The organism is Candidatus Nanosynbacter sp. HMT-352 (assembly GCF_022819365.1).
GTDB lineage: Bacteria > Patescibacteriota > Saccharimonadia > Saccharimonadales > Saccharimonadaceae > Nanosynbacter.
Map to the genome: position 1 here is coordinate 515,792 of NZ_CP089289.1, position 25,687 is coordinate 541,478.

At 43.8% G+C, this 25,687-nt stretch carries 28 protein-coding genes; 3 read left to right on the forward strand and 25 right to left on the reverse strand.

Annotation, left to right across the window (positions count from 1 at the left end; genetic code table 11):
* Positions 1 to 109: 109 nt before the first annotated feature.
* The 19 genes from hpf to frr all read right to left on the reverse strand — a co-directional run bounded on the left by hpf (position 110) and on the right by frr (position 18,363).
* Complete coding sequence (hpf, locus tag LRM49_RS02755) at positions 110 to 481, reverse strand: ribosome hibernation-promoting factor, HPF/YfiA family (RefSeq protein WP_243777700.1); 372 nt, start codon at positions 479 to 481, stop codon at positions 110 to 112.
* A 29-nt stretch (positions 482 to 510) separates the two neighbouring features.
* The gene (gene serS, locus LRM49_RS02760) at positions 511 to 1,752 is read right to left on the reverse strand and encodes a serine--tRNA ligase (protein ID WP_243777701.1); all 1,242 of its coding nucleotides are present in this window, start codon (positions 1,750 to 1,752) and stop codon (positions 511 to 513) included.
* A gap of 88 nt (positions 1,753 to 1,840) precedes the next feature.
* Positions 1,841 to 3,067, reverse strand: a complete 1,227-nt coding sequence (locus LRM49_RS02765; RefSeq protein WP_243777702.1) for a hypothetical protein — start codon at positions 3,065 to 3,067, stop codon at positions 1,841 to 1,843.
* Between the two features lie 163 nt (positions 3,068 to 3,230).
* Positions 3,231 to 4,070 carry an undecaprenyl-diphosphate phosphatase gene (locus LRM49_RS02770; RefSeq protein ID WP_243777703.1) on the reverse strand — a complete coding sequence of 280 codons (840 nt, stop codon included), beginning with the start codon at positions 4,068 to 4,070 and terminating at the stop codon, positions 3,231 to 3,233.
* 64 nt (positions 4,071 to 4,134) lie between these two features.
* Positions 4,135 to 5,412 (reverse strand): PspC domain-containing protein, encoded by a 1,278-nt coding sequence (locus tag LRM49_RS02775; RefSeq protein ID WP_243777704.1) that lies wholly within the window; start codon positions 5,410 to 5,412, stop codon positions 4,135 to 4,137.
* On the reverse strand, positions 5,412 to 5,756 hold the full coding sequence (locus LRM49_RS02780; protein ID WP_243777705.1) for a PadR family transcriptional regulator: 345 nt from the start codon (positions 5,754 to 5,756) through the stop codon (positions 5,412 to 5,414). Before LRM49_RS02780 ends, LRM49_RS02775 begins: the two co-directional genes overlap by 1 nt.
* Entirely contained in the window at positions 5,746 to 6,450 is a 705-nt protein-coding gene (locus tag LRM49_RS02785) for an ABC transporter ATP-binding protein (protein ID WP_445082940.1), read from the reverse strand. The genes LRM49_RS02780 and LRM49_RS02785 overlap by 11 nt, the downstream gene beginning before the upstream one ends.
* Before the next feature lie 4 nt (positions 6,451 to 6,454).
* Positions 6,455 to 7,744, reverse strand: a complete 1,290-nt coding sequence (locus tag LRM49_RS02790; RefSeq protein ID WP_243777707.1) for an ABC transporter permease — start codon at positions 7,742 to 7,744, stop codon at positions 6,455 to 6,457.
* Positions 7,745 to 7,838: 94 nt separating this feature from the next.
* A complete protein-coding gene (locus LRM49_RS02795; RefSeq protein WP_243777708.1) occupies positions 7,839 to 8,540 on the reverse strand; it encodes a hypothetical protein in 702 nt (233 codons plus the stop codon).
* Positions 8,541 to 8,608: 68 nt separating this feature from the next.
* Complete coding sequence (locus tag LRM49_RS02800) at positions 8,609 to 9,562, reverse strand: CNNM domain-containing protein (protein ID WP_243777709.1); 954 nt, start codon at positions 9,560 to 9,562, stop codon at positions 8,609 to 8,611.
* A 20-nt stretch (positions 9,563 to 9,582) separates the two neighbouring features.
* The gene (locus tag LRM49_RS02805; protein ID WP_243777710.1) at positions 9,583 to 11,343 is read right to left on the reverse strand and encodes a DUF2207 domain-containing protein; all 1,761 of its coding nucleotides are present in this window, start codon (positions 11,341 to 11,343) and stop codon (positions 9,583 to 9,585) included.
* 18 nt (positions 11,344 to 11,361) lie between these two features.
* Positions 11,362 to 12,864 carry a lysine--tRNA ligase gene (locus LRM49_RS02810; protein ID WP_243777711.1) on the reverse strand — a complete coding sequence of 501 codons (1,503 nt, stop codon included), beginning with the start codon at positions 12,862 to 12,864 and terminating at the stop codon, positions 11,362 to 11,364.
* Between the two features lie 46 nt (positions 12,865 to 12,910).
* A complete protein-coding gene (gene greA / locus LRM49_RS02815; RefSeq protein WP_243777712.1) occupies positions 12,911 to 13,366 on the reverse strand; it encodes a transcription elongation factor GreA in 456 nt (151 codons plus the stop codon).
* A 132-nt stretch (positions 13,367 to 13,498) separates the two neighbouring features.
* Complete coding sequence (locus LRM49_RS02820; RefSeq protein ID WP_243777713.1) at positions 13,499 to 14,740, reverse strand: aminoacyl--tRNA ligase-related protein; 1,242 nt, start codon at positions 14,738 to 14,740, stop codon at positions 13,499 to 13,501.
* 17 nt (positions 14,741 to 14,757) lie between these two features.
* The gene (locus tag LRM49_RS02825) at positions 14,758 to 15,564 is read right to left on the reverse strand and encodes a CPBP family intramembrane glutamic endopeptidase (RefSeq protein ID WP_243777714.1); all 807 of its coding nucleotides are present in this window, start codon (positions 15,562 to 15,564) and stop codon (positions 14,758 to 14,760) included.
* Positions 15,545 to 16,705 (reverse strand): M50 family metallopeptidase, encoded by a 1,161-nt coding sequence (locus tag LRM49_RS02830; RefSeq protein ID WP_243777715.1) that lies wholly within the window; start codon positions 16,703 to 16,705, stop codon positions 15,545 to 15,547. Before LRM49_RS02830 ends, LRM49_RS02825 begins: the two co-directional genes overlap by 20 nt.
* Complete coding sequence (gene uppS, locus LRM49_RS02835) at positions 16,702 to 17,397, reverse strand: polyprenyl diphosphate synthase (protein WP_243777716.1); 696 nt, start codon at positions 17,395 to 17,397, stop codon at positions 16,702 to 16,704. Before uppS ends, LRM49_RS02830 begins: the two co-directional genes overlap by 4 nt.
* Complete coding sequence (locus tag LRM49_RS02840) at positions 17,390 to 17,809, reverse strand: hypothetical protein (RefSeq protein WP_243777717.1); 420 nt, start codon at positions 17,807 to 17,809, stop codon at positions 17,390 to 17,392. The genes uppS and LRM49_RS02840 overlap by 8 nt, the downstream gene beginning before the upstream one ends.
* The gene (frr, locus tag LRM49_RS02845) at positions 17,809 to 18,363 is read right to left on the reverse strand and encodes a ribosome recycling factor (RefSeq protein ID WP_243777718.1); all 555 of its coding nucleotides are present in this window, start codon (positions 18,361 to 18,363) and stop codon (positions 17,809 to 17,811) included. Before frr ends, LRM49_RS02840 begins: the two co-directional genes overlap by 1 nt.
* 90 nt (positions 18,364 to 18,453) lie before the next feature.
* On the opposite strand from frr, the gene recF reads away from it, so the two are divergent.
* Positions 18,454 to 19,506, forward strand: coding sequence for a DNA replication/repair protein RecF (gene recF / locus LRM49_RS02850; protein WP_243777719.1), 1,053 nt, complete (start codon positions 18,454 to 18,456; stop codon positions 19,504 to 19,506).
* Positions 19,507 to 19,553: 47 nt separating this feature from the next.
* On the opposite strand, the gene LRM49_RS02855 is transcribed toward recF, so the two are convergent.
* The 5 genes from LRM49_RS02855 to LRM49_RS02875 form a co-directional block, all read right to left on the reverse strand.
* Positions 19,554 to 19,889, reverse strand: coding sequence for a DUF5663 domain-containing protein (locus LRM49_RS02855; RefSeq protein WP_129632387.1), 336 nt, complete (start codon positions 19,887 to 19,889; stop codon positions 19,554 to 19,556).
* 41 nt (positions 19,890 to 19,930) lie between these two features.
* Positions 19,931 to 21,166, reverse strand: coding sequence for a hypothetical protein (locus LRM49_RS02860; protein ID WP_243777720.1), 1,236 nt, complete (start codon positions 21,164 to 21,166; stop codon positions 19,931 to 19,933).
* A gap of 147 nt (positions 21,167 to 21,313) precedes the next feature.
* Positions 21,314 to 21,910: a translation elongation factor Ts gene (gene tsf, locus LRM49_RS02865; RefSeq protein ID WP_243777721.1), complete on the reverse strand. Its 597-nt coding sequence runs from the start codon at positions 21,908 to 21,910 to the stop codon at positions 21,314 to 21,316.
* Between the two features lies 1 nt (position 21,911).
* The gene (gene rpsB / locus LRM49_RS02870) at positions 21,912 to 22,640 is read right to left on the reverse strand and encodes a 30S ribosomal protein S2 (protein WP_164999874.1); all 729 of its coding nucleotides are present in this window, start codon (positions 22,638 to 22,640) and stop codon (positions 21,912 to 21,914) included.
* Between the two features lie 113 nt (positions 22,641 to 22,753).
* Positions 22,754 to 23,374, reverse strand: coding sequence for a hypothetical protein (locus LRM49_RS02875; protein WP_243777722.1), 621 nt, complete (start codon positions 23,372 to 23,374; stop codon positions 22,754 to 22,756).
* Positions 23,375 to 23,507: 133 nt separating this feature from the next.
* Here LRM49_RS02875 and LRM49_RS02880 point away from each other — a divergent pair, with 133 nt between their 5' ends.
* On the forward strand, positions 23,508 to 23,852 hold the full coding sequence (locus LRM49_RS02880) for a type B 50S ribosomal protein L31 (RefSeq protein ID WP_129632372.1): 345 nt from the start codon (positions 23,508 to 23,510) through the stop codon (positions 23,850 to 23,852).
* A gap of 120 nt (positions 23,853 to 23,972) precedes the next feature.
* Complete coding sequence (gene prfA / locus LRM49_RS02885; protein WP_232736378.1) at positions 23,973 to 25,043, forward strand: peptide chain release factor 1; 1,071 nt, start codon at positions 23,973 to 23,975, stop codon at positions 25,041 to 25,043.
* Here the strand turns inward: prfA and LRM49_RS02890 are convergent.
* Complete coding sequence (locus tag LRM49_RS02890) at positions 25,033 to 25,632, reverse strand: hypothetical protein (protein WP_243777723.1); 600 nt, start codon at positions 25,630 to 25,632, stop codon at positions 25,033 to 25,035. The genes prfA and LRM49_RS02890 overlap by 11 nt on opposite strands.
* Positions 25,633 to 25,687: the final 55 nt, after the last annotated feature.

The following is a 25,687-nucleotide window of genomic DNA, read 5'->3' on the forward strand; positions in this document are numbered from 1 at the left end:
TCACTTTCAGGCATTTTCAAAAACTTCTTTTATTATAACTTTTTTCGGGAAATTTGAAAAGAAAAAGCGCCCAGAATCTGAACGCTTTCCTGCCAATTTCATCTGTCAATTATTTTCGACCGAAAGTTCGCTTCAGCTTCGCCAAAACCCCGCGACTTCCGCCAACATGAGCTAGCACATCGTCTTTATACTTACGAACTTGACCATTCAACCTAGCTTCAACGATGTCCACCGCAGCCAAAACGTTCATGGTTGAGTCCTTAGCTACAATCTTCTTATCTGGCACATTGATGATAACTTCAACTTCGTACTTGTTGCCTCCAGGATTGTCAATCTGCTTAATCTTCACATCTGCAGATGCACTTTTTCGCGCGTGGCGTGGCAAGTATTTTCCCAACGAACCAATTTTTCGCTCAACGTATTTTTTTGTTGTGGCGTTCAGCTCATATTTAACGCCAGTAATTGTAATATCCTTAATCATTTTTCCTCCTACTAACTAATACGCTCTTATTATATCACGTCACGACCATTCATATACGGACGAAGTACCTCAGGGACAGTCAAAGTTCCATCTGGATTCTGGAAATTCTCCAAAATCACTACTAGCGATCGTGCTAACGACACCGCAGTTCCATTCAACGTATGAACAGATTCAATCGTGCCATTTTCTCGGCGAACTCGAATATTCAAACCACGAGCTTGATAATCAGTACAATTCGAGCAACTCGTCAGCTCACGGTAAGTTTGGTCAACTGGCGACCAATATTCAATGTCGTACTTCTTTGCAGCCGGTGCACCCAAATCGCCCGCCGCAATATTAACCACGTGATAAGAAATCCCGATTTGCTGCCAAAGCGCCTCTTCAACGCTAAGAATTTTCTCATGAATCTCTTTAGATTGCTCAGGCAAACAAAACGCGTACATTTCCAACTTATTAAATTGATGGACTCGGAACAGACCACGCGTGTGCTTGCCGTATGTTCCCGCCTCTTTTCGATAGCAAGGACTATATCCAGCGTATAGCAATGGCAAATCTTTTTCATCCAAAATCTCATCCGCGTGGTAGCCGGTTAATGGCATTTCCGCCGTACCAATTAGCGTCAAATCTTCACCGTCAACTACATATTCGTTACTGCCCTCACCCTTTGGAGTGAAACCTGCACCCTCAGCTGTTCGCAAATTGACCATATGCGGCACGGTCATAAATGTGAAGCCCTGCTTTGTCACGTAATCCAAGGCAAATTGAGTTACGGCATTTTCCAACAAAGCCAAATCACCCTTCAAATAATAAAACTTCGCACCAGCCACCTTAGCGCCGCGCTCAAAGTCCACCCAGCCGCGACTTACAGCGTAATCCAAATGGTCTTTTGCACCAGTTTTACAATCGCCATAAACTTTTACCTCAACAGAATCTTCTTCGCCACCCAAAGGCACGTCGTCAAAAGTGATATTCGGGACGTTTTTAAGAATTGCCGCAACTTTTTCCTCGGTCGATTTCAAATAGCTCTCACGCTCTGCCAGCTCAACTTTCAATTGCTTGCCCTGATCAATCAACTCTTGGTCTGGTCGACCGCCTTTCATCTTCGCTGAAATAACATTGCGCTGTTCGCGTAACGCTTCAACTTGCTTCTGTAAATCGCGACGCTCATCGTCTAATTGCAACAATGCCGCAATATCAACTTTATAGCCTTTATCGTTTGCCGACTTTTGCACCAAATCGGCATTTTCTCGGATGAACTTAATGTCTAACATGTCTCAATTATATAACAACATAGACTATATATAAATAAACCCCGCCGGATTTAACAGACGGGGTTTTAGATAAGTGTAAATAATTTACTTACATAGCTGTGCCGGGTAACGTTGTTGGCCATGGAACGTTGTCGTTTGGCACATACGATACGCTAACGATCGGAGGGAGTGGTGGTGTTGGATTCTGAGCGCTAGCTGCTTCAGCTTGAATCTGCCCAGAAGTTTGAACAACCCAAGTCAAATACGAATTACCATATCGTCCAGCAGAAGGACCTTGCATCTGGTCACTAGGACGCAGCCCATCTGGCAACGAAGAGCCACCACCGTTCCAGCTATACGCCCAGCCCGTAAGAGCTGCGTACAGATAAACAGTATTGTTAATTCGTCGAACCTTGACTACGCTAGCTTTCATGGATGTTGAGAGAATTTGAGGAACACTTCTCCAGCCAGTGTCGCCGTATACAACCTTCCATCCTGTTTTATCACTACCACGAGTTTTAATCCAGCGAATGGCGCCGTTTGTAGCAGCTGTATCGGTATAGTACGTACCAACACTAGCCTTAACATTACCCTCAGGCATACCAGTTCCGCGAATTTCGTACGTATCTTTCCATTCTACGTCACAGTCATTATCTGATTTCTTAGCTAAAATCTGATCAATTTTACCACCCGACGGGAGATTACTTCCAGTAAATTTCAGCCCCAAATTATTCGTGCCATTACCAGTTACAGTCAACCCAGTCGAGCAAGGCTGAGTACTATTAGTTACAGAAATTGTAGCATTTCGGCCAGCCGCTCCTGTAGCACCAGTTGCACCTGTTGCACCTGTAGCTCCCGTGGCTCCAGTTGCCCCAGCAGGACCCGCCGCACCAGTGTCGCCTTTGTCGCCTTTTTGACCATCTCTACCATTCCGACCATTAAGACCGTCTTTGCCATCTTGACCGTTCCTGCCGTTAATACCGTCTCGCCCATCCTTACCATTCTGGCCATTAAGACCATCTCTACCGTCTCGGCCATCCTTACCCTTTAAGTCTGAGTAGGCTATGATATTTTTCCATTCAGATTCCCCGGCATATCGCCACTGTATATACAAAGAGTTCTTCTGGATCTCAATTTCGCGACTATCAGATTTACTAGATTCTTTCTTGCCATCTTCCTTATTAGCGCCGTTATCCTTATTTTTCAAATCCTCAAGCGAAACTATCTTTTGCCAATTGCCATCAGCATATTTATATTGAATCTCGCCCGAATCCTGACGAATAGAAACTGCATTCGGATCAATTACTCCACGTGGTGAAATCTTAATAAAAAACAATAATATTATGAGTATTATTGTGATCACAAAAAGACTTAGCACGAAAGCTTTTGATGCAGGCTTTCTTGTATTTTCTCGCTCCACTTAAAATATTCCTTTAAACTTTATTTGATATTGATTATGCTTTTATTTTACATGTAGCAATATGAAAAATCAATCATATCTAAACGTGAGAAATAACACCAAAGCCAAGCAGCATCAACAACACCAGACCTAATACGAATCGATAAATTATAAACGGTCGGAAATTATTGCTCTGAATAAATTTTAACAGCCACGACACAGCCAAATAACCGACGCCGAATGAAATTACCGTGGCGATTATGGTTGGAGTCCAGCCAACGCCACCAGAAATGTGTTTATATTTGGTGACAACTTCCAACAACCCCGCCGCGACTAGTGCTGGAATACCCAAGAAGAAACTCAACTTCGTAACCGACACGCGATCAAATCCACGGAATAAACCGACTGAAATCGTTGCGCCAGAGCGACTAACTCCCGGAATGAGAGACAAGCACTGCCCCGCACCAATCGCCAAAGTGTCTTTCCAGCTCGTCTCAGTTTCGCCACGCTTGTTATTTACCGCACGATTGTCAGCCAGCCACATAACAACGCTCCAACCAATCAACCCGAACGCCACAAACCACAAACTGCGAAGAACTGTTTCAACTTCATGCTTAAATAATAATCCGACAATCGCAATAGGAATTGAGCCGATAATAATTGCCCAACCATATTTATAATCAAACTTTCGACGCGCTCGCTTCCACCATAAACCGCGCCACCAAGCCTGTAAAATCCGCCAGATGTCGCTCCAGAAATAAATCACCGCTGCCAAAATTGCTCCGATCTGGATTATCGCCGTAAAAGCCACGACACTCGGATCGTCAATTCGCATTCCCAACAACTTCTCAGCAATCGTCAAATGCCCAGTCGAAGAAATCGGTAAGAATTCCGTAATTCCCTCAATTACGCCGAGAATAATTGCTTGCCACCAAGCCACGCTTAAAAATTACCTTTCATCCTTCAAGTGTAGCATTAGCGGTAAAATCATTCAAATGTGTGAGCTAAGATTCGGAATTTTCTGCTTCAATTGAGTTGTGATAGAACAAACCACTAACGTTCACGCCCGCAGGAGCATAAATTTTCAAGCCAGTTATCGGCTTATAGAACTTCAAGCAACCGTCAAAGAATATCGCGTTACACTTCTCAGAAACAGATAGCACAATTTTATCGCCATCGCGGCGCACGTTAATCTCTGGCTTGTTCGCCTTTGGCAAATCCACAAACTCCGCTTCCACCTTAAACTTGTCAGAATTTATTCGCGAAACATTCCCCACTGGCATATCAATAAAAATTGAACTAGCGTTTGTCGTATCTGGAATATCGATATTTACTTTCTTTGTGAGTTGCTGCGATTCACGTGCATATTCCAAGCCAGCGTGCGCGCTAAATATTGCGGCGCTTGCCAAACTCATGAAAACAACGGATGCCGCCACGATCATTGTTATTACAGACAATCGATTGACCTTCCAAGCGAATATGCTACGCGTTACAATTGCGCCAAATATAACCGTCGAGATTCCGCCAATTGCTAAGGAAATCCATACTCCCCACGCCCACATTTGCATACTTAAGCCACCGAGCATATTAACCACGGAAACGCCAAGCGCCCCGCCAACAATCAGCCCAAACAGTATCGCTAGCGTCGTAAACAGTACCACGGCACCAACAAAATATTGGAAAAATTTCGCAATTGGAGTTTTTCCGACAGACACAGTTGAAATTCCATCAGCGGAAGCTTCCTTAAGCGCAGCCAAAGTTACCGGCTTTCCGCGCATTCGTAATTTGTCCGACGCGGTTTTTGCTGGCGGCATTGACACCCACATCGCGAGGTAAACCAGAACCGTCGTGCCGAATGTTACGAACGGCGAGATAATTGCAATCAGTCGCACCCACAACGGATTGATATTAAAGTACGCCGCTATTCCCGCGCACACGCCGCCAACGACAGCCCTGTCTGTGTCGCGCATCAATTGCTTTTCTGGTTTTTCGTTATCATCTGTCAATTCATCAGTTGAGTCCTCACTATCATCCGAAAAATCACGCGGCTCGCCCATTTGATTTTTAATCGCCAAAACGTCATCGTCGCTAATAACGCCCTCTTTCATCACGCCACGCTCGGCTAAAATTTCAACCATTCGCGCCTCAATTTCCTTCATCGCTTCCGCGTCGGCGTGCATATTTTTCTGAATCGAATTAAGGTACTTTTCTAGCGATTTCTTAGCGTCAATTTCCACACTAAACGCCGTTTTTGCCAGATGAATCCTGGTTATTTCCTTCATTATTTTATTCCTTTCTCTAAGTTATCAAGCGAATTATTTAACATATTTATGCGATCTTTAAGTTCGTGAATCAACTGATCGCCGTGATCTGTCAATGAATAATATTTTCGCGGCGGACCTTGCTCGCTTTCCTGCCATTCGTGTTGCAAATATCCGTCTTTCTGCAGCCTATTCAGTAGCGGATAAATCGTACCTTCGACCACTGTTAAATCCGAATTGTTCAACTGCTTAACAATGTCGCCGGCGTACTGCGCTTTATTAGAACAAACCAGTAAAACGCAATAAACCAAAAATCCTTTTCGCAATTGGACCGCTAAGCTTTCCGCATAGCTATCAACGTCCACTTTCACCTTCTTTCGGCATATTGGACCCCTTAATTTTGCCGTCTTTGATCAGGATTTGATAATCGCATTTCTTAGCCAAATCAACGTCGTGTGTCACGATAATCAGCGTTGCGCCTTCTTGCTTGTTGTAATTGAACAGCAATTCTTCCACCTTCGCGCCAGTTTCGCTATCCAAATTTCCCGTAGGTTCGTCCGCAAAAATAATCTGAGGACTGCCGACAATTGCCCGCGCAATCGCCAAACGTTGCTTCTGACCGCCCGACAAATCCTTCGCACGATTCTTGCGCTTCTCGTACAAGTCCACCGCCTTCAGCGCGTCATTGATCTTACTTTCCCTCAAGCCCCTTGGCGTTTTCACAATTTCCAGCGGCAAGCTCACATTATCCGCCACGCTTTCATTGCCCTGAACAAAGAAACTCTGGAAAATAAAACCTATTTTTCTCGCGCGGAACTCGTCAACTTGCTTTTGTTTCAATTTCAGAATGTCCTGACCGTCAATAATCACTTGACCTTGCTGCGGTCGATCCAAGCCAGAAATTGCGTGCATCAGCGTCGATTTTCCTGAACCAGATTTTCCCAAAATCGCCACGCTCACACCAGTTGGAATTTGCAAGCTCACATCATTTAGCGCCACAAATTGGTTCTTCTTTTTGCCGTAAATTTTCGTCACATTTTTAAGCTCAATCATAACAATTCTCCTACTCCGTCCTTAACGCTTCAATTGGATCTAATTTTGTTGCCTTGCGACTCGGCAGCCAGCCAGAAAGTACCGCCATAATCATCAGCCCGATTATCAAAAGTCCCATTTGCAGAGGATTAACGACTAATAGATTCGTGCCCTGCTCCAACTTCAGAAAACTAGCAATCATAGGATTAAGTAGCGACATCAAACTCGCCAAACCAACGCCGATCAAACCACCGAGAAACCCAACCCACGCCGCTTCATACCTGAACATTTTACCGATATCACGACCTCGCATTCCCAAAGCTTTCATTAGTCCAATCTGGCTAGTTCGCTCCAAAACCGAAATGTACATTGTATTAACAATTCCAAACACGCTCGCAAGTAGCGCCAAACCGCCAAACCCAATCAGCGCCATTTGAGCCATATTCACAAAAGTAAGCATAGCCTTGCGTACATCCTGAACCGAAGACGCCACGTAGTCCTTGCCAAGCTCACTCTTCACCGCCTCAACGTTTTTCTCATCATCAACCGACGCAATTACGTAAGAATAATCATTAGGCAAATTTTTGGCGTGGCTGAAAGCGTAAATCTCCTTAGCATCATCCACAGAAACGCGCACAGCTGGCTGGTAAAATAGAATCGTGTCCGAAGGCTTATCGACTGCTGCAACTTTCAGAGATATTTCTTTGTCAGCGTTCTTGCTCGGCGAATCTCCTTTTTTCAATCCTAGCGTAATCGTTTGTCCAATTGCCGATTTTGCATCGCTAAATCCCATCTCTTTCACGTAAGATTCCGGAATAACAACTTCGCCTTTTTTCGGCATAAAATTGTCCAAATTACCAGCCGCAAACTTCATTCGAGTTTTATCAAACTTCACGGTTACACTCGGCACGAATTTTTTGTCGCTCGCCGAACTTTTGGCGTATAAAACTCCATACATAGAATAAGCTGGCGTCACTTTTTCTACGCGCGGAACTTTCTGTATTTTTTTCACATCGTTATCAGTCATCGAATATTTTTCTATCGCCTTAGACTGATCCTTTTCCGTATCTTCCGAGTCGCTATATTCTGGAAGGTTGCTATCAGGTCCCGACGAGGTTACTTTTTTATAGACCGAAACGGATTTTTTATCACCAGCCGCGTCGACCATGCTGTTCGTATACAGCCGACCACCTTCTCCAGCCATCAGCGCCAGACCAATCGTAAACGCCCCAACTGAAATTGCCAGCGCGGTTAAAATCGTGCGACCTTTTGATTGTCCCAAATTTCGACCGGCGCGTTTAATAATGTCAATTCTTCTCACATTAAACTCCTTGTTGATTTACTATACATAGTACTATGTTATACAAGGTACCTTAAATAGTCAAGGTATTTTTGAAAATAATATTCAAAATTTTCTATTTCCGATGGTCTCTAATCCACTTATTTAAGCCACTGACTGCATATTCGCAAGTCTTAGAAAAAGAAGATATAGCCTTTTTAGCTTTATCTTGAAGTTCGGATTTTCTTAAGGCCGCGTCAGATTTCGACACCCGCTCATCACTCTCTTCGCATTTCGAATACTTATCGCTGACCAACTTAGTCATATACACAGCGGCATCAAAAAACGCTGAATCACCCCATATTTTAACTTGTCCATCTTCTACATCAATCACGGCAGAAATCACTAATTTATTTGCTTGATCGTCAAGCGTCTCCCACATCTCTTCCTGATCTGTAAAATCAATTTCCTTTCCACTATCAACACCAAATGATCCTTTGTAAAATCTGCAGTCCGCGATAACACCGCAACAGAGATTAGCGCCATCTTGTACATATGCTTTCATTAGAATTACTGAATTAAAATCAGCTGGATCAATTTTATCGAGAGCTTTCACGGCGCACCTCTTATCTATAGCCAGTCTGCCCAGACCTCCTGCCTGAGTTTTGTCTACATATATAGCATCATCATTAAACTCCACTTCGTCGCCCAGATCAGAAAACTCCGAATCATCCATTACGGTATCGAGGATATATAACTTTTCTATCGACATACCTTCGACTGATGGCTGTCGCAATCGATCAGGAATGCCATCTCCAAAATATTGCTCTTTAGACATATTAATCTCCCTGCCCACCGTTTTTGTCAAATATATTTCTTAGTATACCACTATATATAAATCGTTCTCTATTCCTCATCATACTCATCTTCAATCTCTTGGTCCAAAATCTCTTCAATCACGTCTTCCAACGTAATAATTCCCAGCTCCGTCTCATCGTCCATCACCACAAACAAATGATTCCGCGTTTGAATGAATCGGCTTAAGACCGTATCCAGACGCGACCTCTTATCAATATCGTAAATTTTATCGCGGTACAATTGGCTAATTGGCAACGGCAAATCCCTCCCAACGACATCCTTCACGTATAAAACTCCGACTAATTCCCCGTCAGATTGAACCGGAATTCGCGAATGTCCAGCGTGCTTAATCTGAGCTAGTAAAGTCGCGTCCAGCTCGTCATCCAAATCCACGACAAAAACCTCGCTCATTGGCGTAACCAAATCGCCAGCCGTCTTTTTACTAAACTGCAACGCACCCGCCGCGATTCGGCTTTCGTCATAATCAACCGGACTATCCGACCTAATAGCGTGCTCGTGAATAATCTCCTCCAGCTCCTGATGAGAATATAATTGCGGCGCTTCCTTACCCAGCCAGCGATTCAACAATTTCGACATCGGCTGAGCAAGCGGCCAAAATAGCACGTAAATCACATCAAGTAACCAAAAGAAATATCGCACAAATCGATATCCACGCTGCGAGAAAATCGCCTGTGGCAAAATCTCGCCAAACATTGTGATGAGAAGCGTCGCAATCAAACCACCAACCACGCCGTTAGTCATATTTCCCAGCAAAATTGACATCGCGGTATTCACGCCGACATTGCCAAGCAAAATACAGAAAATCAAATAATAGCCGTCTTTTCGATATCGATACACTCGCGCCGCAATTTTGTCGCCTTGCCTGGCTTTTCGCTTCAGATCATCAGGCCGCGCCATCATTAAGCCAATATTCAGACCGGAAAATAGCCCAGAAAGCGTCAATAAAACAGCCGCCGCCAACCACAATAAAATATCAGACATATCTTTAATTATACCAAATTCTACCAGCCGCCGCCTCCGCCGCCGCCTCCGCCGCCGCCAGCGAATCCACCGCCAGACGAACCACCAGAAGTTGAAGAATAATCACTAGCATGACCAGCCGCCGTCGACAAACCGTTTAGCCCAGACGAAAACGCCACAGCATTGAACGCGCCTCGCCCAACATACCAATCTGGCGCCTCGCCAACTTGCTCGTAATATTTGCCCATTTGCTTACTCCAATTTTTCTCTTGCCCAAACAACACAGCGTAAGGTAAAACTCTTTCGTATAATTTAACAAGTTGTTTTCCGTCGTTCACATCAACAACTACTTTTTCCGCGCCATTAGGACTTTGTAGAATATTCAAGCGCTCAGCCTCAGCCACGCCGATATACATTTTCAATCCCTTCAAATATCGCCTCAAGCTCAAACCTTTATCTGTCAATGACCAACCTCTGGACGCGAAAGCAAGCATAATTGACATAACAAGGAACATCGGCGACAAAAACAAAACAGCCAACACAAGAACTCGCTTAAACCACCCTCTCATTATTCGCTTCACTTCTGGATTTTGCTCGCATAAACCATATTTCTCTCTGGCTAGCGTCTCCAGATTTTTATCATCGTCACGCGTTCGCGTCATGTATTTTATATTATTTTGAAGATTTTTCAGATTTAGGCGTTGACCTGGCTTTGGAACAGATGAACTATCGAACATATCTTGAATAACTTCAATTTCCTCGGCTTTAAGTTCCTGCAAATCTTTAATAATTTCAATCTCATATTGCGCACCGCTAAACAGCGAAGATTTTTTCACTTCGTAAATTTTAATATAGTGCCGAACCGCCAGATCTAATAATTGTGCGACCTTTGGCAAACCTTTAACCTTGAATGGATCGTATTTTTTCAAAATATATGTCGACATCAAAACACTAATATCCTCTGGCGGCAAATATTCCGGTGGAATCGGCTTTAGCTCCTTCTCTCTACCGACTAACCGCATATATCGAATTATTAGAAAAACCGCCAAAGGTGTCGCGATTGTATAAGCCAAAATCTGCATCAAGTTCCAAATTCCAATCAACTTTTCCATTAGCGTTTCTTGATATCCAGAAAAAGTTCCGCTCTTAAATCCAACCGCCACAGTTACGCCTTGTTGACGACTCAATTTATCTATTTTTGCAGTAATCCGACCCTTATCTTCGCTCAAATCACATTGCGTCGTCGAACCTCGACTGCCGACATAACAAAAAGCTTTCCCTTGCCTTGCCGCAACCAAAGACTCATCAAGTTTCACGGAAATTTGCACATTTTCCATCGGGACACGCCACTCATCACCGATCACATCCCAATAGAATTCATCACGCCCCGCATCACCGTAATTCTTAGTTACATCACGCTGTGTAAACTTAATGATATAAGTTTTCTCGCCTTTCACGTAAGTGTTTTTATTACCAATCCTCAACTCGTCATCATTCCAGGAATATTCGAGCGACGTACCATTTTCATCAGTTACAGATTGCAATGAGAAATTCGTCGAGTGATTATCGTACTTCTTAACAAAAACTGGCGCGATTCCCCGATTTTGGTTCGGCGGAAAATTAGCCGTAATTCGCCAAGTAGCTTCCAATTTTGATCGATTATCAGAGTCGCGACTCAACGAATATTCCGCATTAAATTTTGTGATAGTAAAATTATCCGTCGAGCGTGCCGCAAACGCCATTTTGCCAGACCCAGCCAACAATAGCCCAACAGTTAGTAGCCCCAAAAGAAAACGTTTCATGCTTTAATTATAGCAAAATTACAAGTTGACTTGCGGATAAATCGCCCGAGTTGTTTCGTCAATTTCACTCTTAAGCTGCGGGAACGGCACACCTTCACGCGCTGCAACGCCCTCGAAAATCCAAAATACCCTTTCAGAATATCCCCAGCCACAAGCCGGCGGCATTCCATATTCCAACATCTCAACGTAATCAATATCAAGCATCATCGCTTCCTCGTCGCCAGCGTCACGCATTTGCTGTTGCTCAAGGAAACGATTCAATTGGTCAATCGGGTCATTCAACTCAGAGAATCCATTGCCCAATTCCGAACCAGCGATCACCGGCTGGAAACGCTCCACCGTCTCTGGATTTTCCGGATTAGTCTTTGACAACGGACTAATAAACTTCGGCGTGTTCACCAACCAAACCGGACCAGCAACGTCTTTACGAATATTCTTCCATAATTTATCAATACTGCGTGGAATAGAATCAGTTTTTTCAACTTCCAAATTATGTTCTTTCAGCTTAGCGGCAACTTCTTCAATTGTCGTGTTATAAACGTCGATTCCGTAATGCTTGCGAATAGCCTCAGCATAATCCCAAACTTCCCACTCACCGCTCATATCAACGTTGAATTTGCCCAATTGGAATTGCAGAGTACCAAAAGTCTTCTGAAGCACATCTTTATACATCGACTCCATGAAACGCATTCCCTGTTTCCAGTCCCAGTAAGCCGCGTACCACTCCATGGCGATATGCTCTGGCAGATGCTCGTCAGAGTAATTTTCATTGCGAAAACGCGGACCGAGATCATAAACTTTCTCAAATCCAGCGCCAATCAATCGCTTCAATGGTAATTCGTGGCTAATTCGCAAATAAAACTGCTGATCGCCCAGCGCATCCATATGCGTCACAAATGGGTTCGCGTCCGCACCGCCAGTGGTGTGTTCCAAAACAGGAACATTAATCTCGATAAACCCATGACTATTCAAATAATCTCGCGTTGCTTGCCAAAACTTACTTCGACGAATGAACCGCTCGCGAACTTCGGGATTGACGTTCATATCAACATAACGTCGACGCAAGCGCTCTTCCTTATTCTCTAATTTTTCCGGCATTGGCCTCAACGATTTAGTCAACAATCTAAGTTCGTGTACACCAACGGATTTTTCGCCCGTTTGTGTCGTGGTCATCACGCCCTTCGCCTCAATAAAATCGCCCGTGTCTAGCAATTTAAGCTGCTTCATTCCAAGCACACCGCGCGCAGCATCTAATTCCGCCACGTCATCACGCTGCAAGTAAAGTTGCACATCACCAGACTGATCACGTAATTTAATAAATGCCAATTTGCCAAAACTGCGAATAGACGCCACACGACCCGCAACGACAACTTCCTTACCAGCTAGCTCATTGTACTTAGACAAAACCTCAGCACAAGTATGAGTCCGTTCTGATTTTGCTGGATATGGTTCAACGCCTAATTGACGTAATGTTTCCAGTTTTCGTAGTCGTTCATTGCGATAATCTTGAAGTGTAGCCATAACAGAGATAATTATAGCACATTATATGCGGCAGATCCCGCTAGGTTTAAGATATCGACTTAATAATATAGGTAATTTCGGCTTTTGGCGTTTTAATCGTCACTTCGTCACCAATTTTCTTACCAATCAATTCTTTACCAATTGGCGACTGATCTGAGATTCGTCCAGCCAATGGATCAGCTTCAACTGGACCAACCACCGTGTAGGATACGGTTCTTTCTGGACATTGCAATTCAACCGTACTGCCCAGGCCAACACTTGAGCTGCCGTTGGATTTAATAATTTCGGCGTTCTGCAGAATATCTTCAATTTCCAAAATTCGCGTTTCCACCAAGCCCTGCTCTTCGCGTGCAGCGTCATATTCCGCGTTTTCGCTCAAGTCGCCAAAATCTCGCGCTGCCGCAATTTTTTCAGCAATCTCGCCACGTCGGCCTTTCAACTCTGCCAATTCTTTTTCTAAATCAGCCTTTCCAGCTTCTGTAATTTGATAAGTTTTTTTCATAAAAATTTCCTCCTCTACTGTATGTAGTGGTATTAGCCTTACGATCTACACTAAATATAGTGTTTTTAATTAGTCCTGATTAAGTCTATCTGAGTATATCAATCGCTATTTATTATGTCAATATAATCAGCCTTACCGACTAAGGCAAAAATCCATCAATTGCTGATAATCCATTTTTCGCGTTTCGCCAGTTGCTCGTTCCGTCAATTCAAACAAGCCATCACCGTCAATCGTTCGATCACCGATCGTTATCCGCCACGGCAACCCCATTAGTTCAGCATCAGCAAACTTCACGCCTGGACGCTCGTCACGATCATCGAGTAGCACATCGACACCACTGTTAGCCAGCTCGTCATAAAACTTACCTGCTAGTTCCTGACCCTTTTCGCCAATTGCCACAATATGAACCTTAAACGGCGCAATATTTTCTGGCCAAACCAAACCTTTATCATCAGCGAACTTCTCAACAATCACGCCCATAACTCGCGTAATTCCAATACCATAACTTCCCATATAAGCGTATCGCTCTTTACCTTCGGCGTCGGTAAACACTAACTTCATTTCTTCGGATTTCTGCGTGCCGAAATTAAAGATATTGCCAACTTCGGCAGTTTTTACTTTTTCTAATTCACTACGATCGACGCCGAGCTCCTTGACCGCCTCATCCAAAACTTCTTCATTAACAGCGATATTTTTACCACGATGAAGATAAATATAATCCTCACCAGCGTCGCAAATCGTCTGAAACTCATGGCTAAACTTCGTGAAAGCGCCACCAGAAGCAAACGTCACATATGTTTCATCGCCAATCCCAAATCGATCATAACAACGCTTATACGCCTCAATAACCGAATTGTAATAATTATCCAAACTCTCCTTGCTGTCGTGAATCGAATACATATCCTTCATCACAAATTCACGACCACGCATAATTCCACTCTTAGCGCGAAGTTCGTTTCGCAATTTATTCTGGAATTGATAAACGCTAATTGGCAAATCTTTGTAGCTCTTTAAGTAATTGCGAAGAAGATCAACAATCGGCTCCTCGTGCGTCCAACCAAAACCAATGTCTGTGCCGTCTTGCAACTTAGACTTAAACCAAACGTCGACCAATTCATCACTCCAACGACCAGTTTCTTGCCACAATTCCTTTCGCTGCAAAGTACTCATCACCAATTCCTGGCTATTAACCTTGTCCATTTCCTCGCGAACAATTTGCTTAATATTCTCAAGAACTCTCAAACCCAACGGCAAAAACGAATACACACCCGCCATCGTTTTATGTACGTAGCCAGCACGAATCAAAAGCTGAGCATTTCGCGCAACCTCGCCAGCTGGCGCCTGTTTCAAAGTTCTGGTAAAAAGTTGTGTCATTCGCATATTTCTCTCCTTTACATAAATATAAATGGCAATAACGATTCCGTCTGATTAATTGCGCCCGTATTGACAAACAAGAAATAAAAAGCTATTCCGTTTTTCGCCATATGCATCATAATCGGCACCCAAATTGCGCCAGTGTATTCCCTGGTCGCACACATAACCAAGCTTAAAGTAAATGTATCAACTGCCACCGCCCATTGCAATGGTGAATCTGGACCAACCCAAAGATGTGCCGCGCCAAACGCTATGCTCGTTACGATAATCGATGGCCAAATCGAGAAAGAATTACGCAACTTGCCATAAAGATATCCGCGATATAAAAGCTCCTCAACAATCGGCGCCAGCACCACCAACACAACGAACGCCATGATAAATTGCCAATGAGTCGCCAACATACTCTGGCTGAACGGTATAGCTTGCTTTTGTTGCATATCCACTAAGAAAACAACTCTGGCGATGCTCATCGTAACCATTGTTAGTAAAAAGTACGCCACGAAAGCAAACGGAGAAATGAATATTTCTAAAAACGTCGGCCAATCATTCACACCCAAATTACCCAAAGTTGTTCGGCGCTTCTTAACGAAAAACGGTACGCCAATCACGACAATTAGCGACAAAATATATACAATAACCGAAAGCACTGTATTAAAAATAACTGGATTCACAGAATTGAGAGGTACGCCGATTTTTATCAAAACACCGACCGCCAATGAAACAACAACTTCCACCGCCAAAAATACGCCATAAACCCAAGCTGGGAGCGCCAAAATCAGCCACCATTTGCGATTTTTTAATTTCTTAGAAGAGCTTTCCAACATCACTGATCGTCACCAAAATTGTTAAGATTAATAGAATCAACATACCGGTTGCCTGAATATTTTCCTCGCGCTCTTTCGTCAGATCTTTCTTAAATAAGCGGAAAATTGCCATCGTGAACCAGCGGCCACCGTCGAGCGCTGGGATTGGCAAAATGTTCATCACCGCCAGCGTCAGCGAGATTAACGCCGCCACGAAAATGATATACTCAATTCCAGAACTGACAACTGACGGGAATAATACACCCAGTATGCCAATTGGTCCTGCCACGCTCCCGCTGACAGAAGCTAAATCAGCTCGTGCAGATTCCTTTGATTCTGCGGAACCGAATATTTGTCCGATTGATCCGTGCACGGTTTTTACCAATAACACACCAACGCCTTTGACAGTTTCATATGACAATTGCCCAGTAGTCGCCACACCCACAATAGGCGCCGACCATGTGCTATACATTTTCTCCGTCTGCCCCGGAATAACGCCCAGATATCCGCTTCCCTTCACGGACTTTTCATCATTCAGCTGGACATCAACAGCTAACTCTTTGCCGTCACGCCTATATTCAACCCTGATTTTCTTGCCAGAACTTTGCTTAGTTATAACTGGCAATTTTTCTGCCTCCGTAAGCGACTGGCCGTTTATCTTAATAAGTTCGTCATTAACCTTAAGTCCAATTTTATCCGCTGGAGAATTCGGTGTGATTTTTGCTATCGCCACCGGCGAACGCCTAACCTCTGTATCAAATGGCAATTGAACTTGGTTCGACAGGATTTTCGGCATGCCAATTATCGCAAGAATCGTGAACAAAACAATCGCAGTTATCCAGTTCATCATGACACCAGCCAGCAAGATCTTCGTCTTCACCCAAAATGTCGATCCACCGTATGTGCCCTCGCCTTTTGCGGAATCATATTCACCGTTCAGTTTGACAAATCCACCAAGCGGCAGCCAGTTCAAACTAAACGTTACGTTTTCACCCAAGAAACTTCGCTTTACTTTCCATTTTTTTGCGGCAGGCGGAAATCCGACTCCGAATTCCTCAACCTTGACGCCGTTTCTCTTGGCGACAATAGCGTGACCTAATTCATGCAAAACTACCAATAAAATGAGAACAAATAGCCCTAAAAGTACTCCCCAAACAATCATTTTCCAAACCGCCTATTCCGATTAGCATATTCCTCTAAAATCACCGACACGTCATCCACCGTCATGTCTGGCCAATTCTTCTCAATAAACATCAACTCACTGTACGCTGATCGCCACAACATAAAGTTGCTGAGCCGCTGTTCACTAGAAGTTCTAACAATCAAATCACACGGCGGCACCTCTGGCGCGTATATATTTTGAGCAATCAACTCAGGTGTAATTTCCTCAGCAGAAACTCCAGATTGAACAATTTTTTTAACCGCGTCAGCAATCTCCAAATGTCCACCATAATTTAAGCATAAAACCAATTCTCCATTTTTCAGATCGGCAGTCTTTTTCTCAGCCTCGTCAATCGCTTTGATCAATTGATCCGACAAACCTTCCCTAGATCCGATAACCCTCAAGCGAACCTCGTTTTCGATAAATATCGGCAGGTCAGCCTTCAGTATGTTCAATAGCAATTTCATCAAATGTCGGACTTCTTCCTCTGACCGTTTCCAGTTTTCCGTGCTAAAAACATAAGCGCTCGCGTATTTCACACCTCGATGAAGAACCTCCAATGCCACGTCTTTTAACGCGTTATAGCCCGCCAGATGTCCTTCGTATGTCGGCAAGCCATGCTGCTTTGCCCATCGCCGATTTCCATCAACAATAAACCCGATGTGCCGCGGCAAACTCACATTTTCATTCATTATCCGCCCTCCATTCATCAATTAACTCAACATCTCGTACGTCTTTTTCACGTCCACGCCAGCTCTTCCATTTGCGCAGAAATTTCAAATTAACGAACCTTACGCCGTCATATTCTACCGATTGACTCAACAGCTCGCCATAACTAACAGCCTGCCCATCAAAAACCCAGCCATCCCAAACTTCAGCCGAACCATCATCTTTTACAAAATAAAAACGCTGATTATCGTCGAACTTTTTAATCCAATCGCCACTTTCCTCGGAGAGCTTTTTCATCAAATCAGAACTCGCCGCAAGATCAATATCACTAGCTGGACGAATCCCCAATTGATCCAAAATCCCACTACCAATAACAATAATTTGATCCAACGGCAAATTCAACGCCTTCACTTTATCGGCAAAAGTTTCACTCATTAAACTGTTAAGACGTCCTTTTCTTTCGCCTTAAACGCCTCGTCAATTTGCGTCTGCATCTTGCTCATTAAGCTGTCAATTTCTTTCTCTACGCGCTTCAAATCGTCTTCGCTCAGCTCTTTATTGTCCTTCATTCGCTTAGCATCCTTAAGAGCGTCTTGGCGAATATTACGCATCGCAATTCGAGCTTCCTCAACCTTCTCGCTAACCTGTTTCACCAATTGGTGGCGACGCTCCTCAGTCAAAGCTGGAACTGGAACACGAACCACTCGCCCATCGTCAGATGGATTAAAACCTAGGCTTTGATTGTCGCGAATTGCAGAGGAAATTGCCGTAATGTTACTCGGGTCAAATGGCGTAACTAACAACATTTGTGCCTCTGGAGCGGTTACGTTTGCAACCTGATTAAGCGGCATTTTTGTGCCGTAAGCTTCAACCATAACACCGTCAAGCATTCCAGCGTGTGCCCTGCCTGTTCGCACCTTCTTCAATTCATCTTGAAAAAAGCTAAACGCTGCATTCATTTTTTCTTCATAAGGGTTTGTGTCGAACATATTTCCTCCAATTTATCTATCCGTTATTATATCAAACTTCAAGCGTCTTGTCTGCTAATTTTGCCTTACGCCCCGTGCTATAATAACAGAGTGATTTCTAAGATTAAGCTATACAATTTTCGGTCTTATCATCTGCACGAAGCGACTTTTAGCAATTCTGGAACGGTAATCGTTGGACCAAATGGCACCGGCAAGACGAATCTGCTCGAGGCAGTTTATGTGGCGCTACGCGGCAGTAGTTTTCGTGGCAGTCTTGGCGATTGTATGACGCTGAATGCCCCACAGACGATTATTCATCTGGAGGGAGATTTCGGCGAGCGACGTATTAAGCTTGATTCAATTTCCGGAAAAATAAACAAAGAATTTATTATCAATGACAATAAATCAAAGGTCTTAACTAGGAAAAATCGCCTGCCCGTCGTTTTGTTTGAGCCAAGCGAACTAAGATTAATCTCCTCCTCACCATCCCGACGGCGCGACTTTCTGGATGGCTTAATTGCCCGACTTGACCCCAAATACGACACGGATTTAAGAGCTTTCAATCGCACTCTTTTACAACGCAACGAACTCTTAAAATCCCACCAAGAAGACTCATCAATTTGGCGTGACAACCTGTTTGCTTGGGATATAAAATTTATCCAATACGCAACCAACATTGCCCAAAAACGAGCCAAATTTCTCCAGATAAACGAGCCCCGCATAAAAAATTTATACGAATCTTTGGCGGGAAAAGACACGCAATTATCCATCGAATATGGCGCTATTGTACCTCTGGAAAATTATGACCAAGCCCTACTAAATCGCTTAGGAAAATCCCGCGAATATGAAATGGCTACAGGCTTCACTTCTGCCGGTCCGCACCGTGAAGATTTCACAATTTTTCTCCATAATCAGCCCGCCATTAAAGTTGCTTCACGTGGTGAAATGCGAACCATTATGCTGGCGTTCAAATTATTAGAGCTAGAACTTCAAACAGAAGTCAGCCAATCTCGACCGCTAATTCTGCTAGACGACGTTTTTTCTGAATTAGACGCCACTCGCGAAAAACTTCTTCAGGAAACCATCCAAAATCACCAATTCATCGTCACCACGACAGATGCGCGCCACCAAAAAGATGGCTGCTCAATAATTTCCACACGATAAAAATCCGCCCTCTCACGTGAAGGCGGATTTATTTTTCCTAGGCTTATTTATGCTTGAATCGCATCGGAATTATTAGCTAATTCACCCAGAACAATCGCCACGTTATCTTCAATGATCTCATCATATTCTGGAACTCGTGCACGAATCCATGCGTCAATTTCTTCAGCTGGCGCGTCATTGTCCTGCATCTGCACCAATTCTTTCAGCTGATCATCATCCAGAGACTCAACGATTTCTTCGCCAATTTGGCTATTGATCGTATCTTCTACGTGCTGAATCAGCGCCTGCATCTGATCTTCCGGTAGATTGATACCGATTGAATTCAGCTGCGCCTTGGTGACTATTGTTACTCGAATGTTTAATTGGGTTTGGTCGTTATTCATGATTTTATAATATCCTTTTTATGTTTTATTATCAATTATGCTTATTTACCGTTGCTTGATTCGCTATTTGCCTCAACTGGGTCAAGTTTGTTGGCGACCGCCCTAGCAGCCCTACCGACAACCCTACCAGCTCCCGCAACAGCCCTTCTGCCAAGATTCAGCATCCAGTTCGCGCTCTTGCCAGCAACCCGCGCCAGCTTATCTTTAGCAGATTCCCATTTGTCGCCGAGAGCCTCTCTGCGAGCTTGTCGTCGTGCGTTTTTACGCTCCCGGGCTTTTTCTGCACGCTCCTTCATGGCCTCCTTAGCTTTATCTATTTCACTCTTAGCCTTATCAATTTCTTCCTCAGCAGAATCGATCTTACTCTTCAATTCACTAACATCAAGTTCAGCAAGATTCAACTCCGCTGCGGCAGCCCCAGCCAGATTACGCTTTTTGTCAGCCTCCAAGCGCAACTTCTCATTCGTTTGATCAGCTTCAAATGCCTTCTTTGCGGCGTCATACTCAGCGGCAGCTTTCTTAGCCTTCTCTTCCGCCTCTCGTCGTCTCTTTTCTGCTGCTTCTAGCTTGGCGGCAGCCTCTTTTTGTTCTTGCTTAGAGTTTTTTACAGTCTCTTTATTGTTATCAATCGTCGACTTATCTGTCGCATTATCCTGCTTATCCTGCTCTCGAGCTTCGTTATATTTCTGCCTATCCAACTCGCGCTGTTCTTTAGCCTTAGCCCGAGCTTCCTTGCGTTCTTGACGAGCTTTTTGCCTTTCTTCTTTTCGCGTACGGGCTTCTGAGGCTTTCTGAAGAATAAACTCTCGACCGCCCGCAAACAATTCCGCAGCCTTATTCTTTGCTTCAGACAAAGTATTGCCTATATTTTCCTTAGCGCGTCCAGCTCCTTCAGCAATCTGTCCAGGTAATTCAGAACCCCGACTCACGCCAATATAAAAACTATCTTTCAAACCCTTCCATACGCGACCAAGACCTTCTTTAGCCTTATTCTTCAGCGCAGCAACTATCTCCTGACCGTCAGCAATACGCTCATCACGCGTTTTCTTCTGTAACTCCGTAGTCGGATATTGTCTCGTCGTCCCATAAGCTTCGCCCTCGTAATTAACCTTCACCGGGGTTTTGCTGTCTGAATTTTGCTCCGCAGCCGCTTTTGCTTCACGCTCAAGAGCCTCTCCAGCAGCTGCTACTCCTGCCCACGCATCTTCCGGAGAAGAACCTTGTGTGGGACCTACTTCCGAAGAATTATTTGTATTTTTGGCGGGATTTTCGATCATATCTTTCCTTTTTTGTTTTTACTATCATTTTTGATATGTAACCATACTAGCACATATTTGCGATATTGTCAATATGCTTGTGGTAAATATTGACAAAATAAAAAATCGACCGCATTACTACGGCCGACTTCTTCTCTGCGTGAAAATCTATTCGCTTACACCCAGCTCAATTCGCTTGAATTGACGAATAACGATGTTTTCGCCCAATTTAGCGATAGCTTCCTTAATGTGTTGCTCAACGGTCTTAGAATCGTCCAAAATGTAAGCCTGGCTCATAAGAACCTGCTCAGCAAAATGCTTCTTCAATTGACCTTCAACGATCTTCTCGCGCATTTCTTCAGGCTTGCTTGCCAAAGATTCGCTCGCCATAAGCTCAGCTTTAACGCGCTCCATCTCCTCTGCTGGAATGTCAGCCTCAGAAACATATTTTGGGCTCATCGCTGCAATTTGCATAGCAATTTCGTGCGCCAACGTCTTAAAGTCGTCAAGTCGAGCCACAAAATCAGTTTCGCAGTTTACCTCAACGATAACGCCGATTCGGCCAGAGTGAACATAACCTTCGATCAAACCTTCACGAGCTTCACGATCACCTTTCTTTTCAGCTTTCGTCAAGCCCTTTTTGCGCATAGCTTCCAAAGCTTTATCGAAATCGCCCTCAGCCTCAACCAAAGCTTTCTTAGCGTCAGTCAAGCCTACGCCGGTCAATTCGCGTAATTTTTTAATATCGTCTACAGAAACGCCCATCCTATTTCTCCTCTTTTTTAGCTGGTTTTTCTTCAGCCTTTACGCTACCTGCGCCTTCAGCAACAGCTGCAGTGAAGTAGTCTAATAGCAATTGAATACCCTTAACAGCGTCGTCATTACCTGGAATTACGTAATCAATTCCTGTTGGGTTAACGTTAGTGTCAACAATTGCAAATACTGGCACGCCCAAAGTTTGAGCCTCGCGAACTGCATTTGCGTCGGTCAATGCGTCAACTACAACAACAGCGCCTGGCTTGCCCATCAAATCCTTAATGCCGCCATATTTCATATTCAAGCTGTCGATTTCCTCCTGGAAACGCTGCACTTCAAGCTTGTTATAACGCTTTTCCAAGTCACCTGAAGCCATTCGCTTTTCAAGATTCTTCAACTTCTTAATTTGCTGAGCAATAGTTGAACCGTTAGTCAACATACCACCAATCCAGCGCTCAACTACGTATGGCTGGTTGATTTTTTCAGCTGCTTCACGAACAACGTCTTTGGCTTGTTTTTTGGTGCCAACAAACAGAACCTTGCGGCCTGATGCAGCGATTTTTGTCAATTCTGGCAAAGCCTTGTCCAAAGCTTCAACAGTCTTAGTCAAGTCAATAATGTGACTATCCTGACGCTTACTGTGAATATATGGCGCCATCTTTGGGTGCCAGCGGCTGGTTTTGTGTCCAAAATGAACACCTGACTCCAGCAAAGCCTTAATGTCTACCTTTACAGACATTCTCTTCTCCTTTTGCCTCATCCGCTCACGATTTGGAGTGTGAAACGGATTGTGTCATTAAAATTAGTTACTAGATGATTATATCACTAATCCTCATCAGGAGCAACTACCTCTTAACGAGACTTAATAAATTTTTCCAATTCCTCTTTAAGTTCTTTTTTTTCTAAACTAGTATCTAGAGGCGAATTTATAGAAGACACCCTTTTAATATCGCAGCACTTAATGAACTCAAAGTATTCAATTCCATTACCTGAAACGACAGCACCATAAGTACTAGTCTTACGGCTAAAATCTTCCATGGTCATAGGCGGAGTTGGTTCGCCAGGTACGTTTGCCGACAGCTTAAAGAATAGCAATGCAGCTTTTTCTCCTGAAGGATCCCCATCTTCTATATATCCGTCAAAGGCTACGACCGAAGTATGAACGTCCAGCGGCATCTCCCTGTATAAATCCTGAATTACTTCGTGCGGATTAAATAATTTTGCAGTTACTTCCTTAGGCTTACCCGGTGTCTGCATAACTCCAATCCCAAACTCCTCGCCAACTAGCGCCAGCATACGCTCTGACTCCCCCGAATTATATAGCTCAAAAGATTCGGTTTTATCGGGATTTTCTAATATCACCCCTAACTCTTTTGCTATTGCCAATTCCTTAGAGCGACGAAAAGCTTCTCCCGCTAAATATCTCAAGCCATTATCCCTACTCTTATCATATACATAAGAACCATTTTCCATAGCACATACTCCTCCTAAATTAGCGTATCTCATCTGTAATTATGCGCTACTTTTTACAGATACGTCAATACGTCCGCACGCCTTTTTGGTAAATATTGCAATGCCTGCGGTTTTCTGTTAAAATACCAAGGTTATGAAAAGCAGTATTCACCCACAGAACTATCGCCCTGTCGTATTTAGCGACGAACAAGCGGGCTTCGCGTTCTTGACTCAGTCAACAGCGCAAACAACCGAAACCATCAAATGGGAAGACGGCAACGAATATCCATTAGTTAAGGTTCACATTTCATCAGCTTCACACCCATTCTTTACTGGTGAGGAAAAGATTATCGACACCGAAGGTCGTGTTGATCGCTTTAAGGCTCGTCAAGCAGCCGCTGAAGCTCGCCGAGCAGCTTTGGCAAACAAAGCAAAGAAAGCTAACGCTAAAAAAGCAGCTAAAACTGATTCTCCAAAATCAGACAAAAAGACTAAATAATCTGACAAATTAGTCCAACAATCCAAAAAACCGCTCAATCACTGGGCGGTTTTATTTTACACTATTTCAATCTGACAATACTTAGAGATATCTGTCAATGTATGATATAATTTTATAGATATGGCAAAGATTTCTTTAGATATGGATTCTCTGAAAAACGAACGAGCTGATTTGAGCAATTTTTTAGCGCAACCTGATGCTTACAGCTCACCAGATTTTACGGTAAAAAACAAACGATTTTCAGAATTAGAAACGCTTATTTCCAAAGGTGAAGAGCGAGAAAATCTGGAAAAAAACTTAGTAGAAGCCAAAAAATTAGCCAACGAAGGCGGCGAATTGGCTGCGCTGGCGAAACTTGAGATCACTGAAACTGAAGCTCGATTGACCGAATTAGAAGAAGAATTATTCATCCTGCTCACCCCGAAAGACCCCAACGATGAGAAAAATATCATCATGGAAATCCGCGCTGGTGCGGGTGGCGATGAAGCGTCGTTGTTTGCGGCGGAACTATACCGCATGTATTTACGCTGGTGCGAATCTAACGGCTATAAAGTAGAATTAATCAGCGAATCAGCCAACGATTCTGGCGGCTATAAAGAAGTTATTTTTATGATCAAGGGTGACGCGCCATACTCTAAATTGAAGTTCGAGGGTGGCGTACACCGAGTTCAGCGAGTTCCAGTCACTGAAAGCCAAGGTCGCGTCCACACTTCAACCGTAACGGTGGCGGTTTTACCAGAAGCAGAAGAAGCCGACATCGAGATAAACCCGAATGATTTGCGCGTTGATATTTATCGCTCCAGTGGACACGGCGGTCAAAGTGTGAACACTACAGACTCAGCAGTGCGAATCACCCACTTGCCGACTGGAATGATAGTTACAAACCAAGACGAAAAATCGCAAATTAAAAACCGCGAAAAAGCCATGAGCGTGCTTCGTTCGCGATTGTTGCAGATGAAAATTGACGAGGAAAACGCCAAATTAAGCGCCGAGCGACGCTCATTGGTTGGGACTGGCGACCGCTCGGAAAAAATCCGAACGTACAACTTCCCGCAAGACCGAATCACCGACCACCGCATTCACTACAGCCGCAGCAATATCCCCGCTGCAATGAACGGGGATATCGACGATTTGATTGAAAATCTACAGAGATATGAGCGTGAGCTGAAAGCTCAGAATGCTAGTAATTAAACTTAAAAACTTCAGCTGACTCCAATAGCTCCGCCAGCTTACTTATTTCGTCCACACCGACCGGTTGACGATTTAGCCCCATTTGTTGCTCTAATTTACAATTCTCTATTAGATTATTGGTTTTACGCATAGCTCTAACTGCACACTCATATATCTCATCATCACTCATCATACTCATATCAATTTTGTCATCATCTTCTTCCATTGAAGAGAAGGGCGTATTGTCATCATACCTTAAAACAAAGTCATCCTCTATATAATATCGATGATACCCTCCTACACCTCTTTCTACGAATGTAATTTCTCGAGACTTAGTGCCATTATCTAGAGATCCTGAATATACACCGATAGACACCACAGAACCATCTTTCTGAGGAATTTCTAATGAGACTTCCGATTGTATCCTATCTGAAAATATTATGTCGTGATCGTGAGTTTTCGCGTCTTCCGCAAATCTAAGCAATGTCGACTGAACCAGATCATCAAATTCCACTGCCGCCTGCAACTTTTCTTCGGTCGTCAGTTCAGGATTAAACCCTTCTGCAAACTCCATTTGCTTTGCGGCTTCGCTATTATTTGGCAATTCCATTATATATTCATTCCTTTCGCTAATGATATGAAGCCTATAATACTCTCTCTCTCTT

Bases quoted from the DNA above. Each gene is read 5' to 3' on its own strand.
- hpf (WP_243777700.1), bottom strand. From the start codon at position 481: ATGATTAAGGATATTACAATTACTGGCGTTAAATATGAGCTGAACGCC.
- serS (WP_243777701.1), bottom strand. From the start codon at position 1,752: ATGTTAGACATTAAGTTCATCCGAGAAAATGCCGATTTGGTGCAAAAG.
- LRM49_RS02775 (WP_243777704.1), bottom strand. From the start codon at position 5,412: ATGAAGGAAATAACCAGGATTCATCTGGCAAAAACGGCGTTTAGTGTG.
- LRM49_RS02795 (WP_243777708.1), bottom strand. From the start codon at position 8,540: ATGTCTAAAGAGCAATATTTTGGAGATGGCATTCCTGATCGATTGCGA.
- LRM49_RS02800 (WP_243777709.1), bottom strand. From the start codon at position 9,562: ATGTCTGATATTTTATTGTGGTTGGCGGCGGCTGTTTTATTGACGCTT.
- LRM49_RS02805 (WP_243777710.1), bottom strand. From the start codon at position 11,343: ATGAAACGTTTTCTTTTGGGGCTACTAACTGTTGGGCTATTGTTGGCT.
- LRM49_RS02810 (WP_243777711.1), bottom strand. From the start codon at position 12,864: ATGGCTACACTTCAAGATTATCGCAATGAACGACTACGAAAACTGGAA.
- greA (WP_243777712.1), bottom strand. From the start codon at position 13,366: ATGAAAAAAACTTATCAAATTACAGAAGCTGGAAAGGCTGATTTAGAA.
- LRM49_RS02820 (WP_243777713.1), bottom strand. From the start codon at position 14,740: ATGACACAACTTTTTACCAGAACTTTGAAACAGGCGCCAGCTGGCGAG.
- LRM49_RS02825 (WP_243777714.1), bottom strand. From the start codon at position 15,564: ATGTTGGAAAGCTCTTCTAAGAAATTAAAAAATCGCAAATGGTGGCTG.
- LRM49_RS02830 (WP_243777715.1), bottom strand. From the start codon at position 16,705: ATGATTGTTTGGGGAGTACTTTTAGGGCTATTTGTTCTCATTTTATTG.
- uppS (WP_243777716.1), bottom strand. From the start codon at position 17,397: ATGAATGAAAATGTGAGTTTGCCGCGGCACATCGGGTTTATTGTTGAT.
- LRM49_RS02840 (WP_243777717.1), bottom strand. From the start codon at position 17,809: ATGAGTGAAACTTTTGCCGATAAAGTGAAGGCGTTGAATTTGCCGTTG.
- frr (WP_243777718.1), bottom strand. From the start codon at position 18,363: ATGTTCGACACAAACCCTTATGAAGAAAAAATGAATGCAGCGTTTAGC.
- LRM49_RS02855 (WP_129632387.1), bottom strand. From the start codon at position 19,889: ATGAATAACGACCAAACCCAATTAAACATTCGAGTAACAATAGTCACC.
- LRM49_RS02860 (WP_243777720.1), bottom strand. From the start codon at position 21,166: ATGATCGAAAATCCCGCCAAAAATACAAATAATTCTTCGGAAGTAGGT.
- tsf (WP_243777721.1), bottom strand. From the start codon at position 21,910: ATGGGCGTTTCTGTAGACGATATTAAAAAATTACGCGAATTGACCGGC.
- rpsB (WP_164999874.1), bottom strand. From the start codon at position 22,640: ATGTCTGTAAAGGTAGACATTAAGGCTTTGCTGGAGTCAGGTGTTCAT.
- LRM49_RS02875 (WP_243777722.1), bottom strand. From the start codon at position 23,374: ATGGAAAATGGTTCTTATGTATATGATAAGAGTAGGGATAATGGCTTG.
- LRM49_RS02880 (WP_129632372.1), top strand. From the start codon at position 23,508: ATGAAAAGCAGTATTCACCCACAGAACTATCGCCCTGTCGTATTTAGC.
- prfA (WP_232736378.1), top strand. From the start codon at position 23,973: ATGGCAAAGATTTCTTTAGATATGGATTCTCTGAAAAACGAACGAGCT.
- LRM49_RS02890 (WP_243777723.1), bottom strand. From the start codon at position 25,632: ATGGAATTGCCAAATAATAGCGAAGCCGCAAAGCAAATGGAGTTTGCA.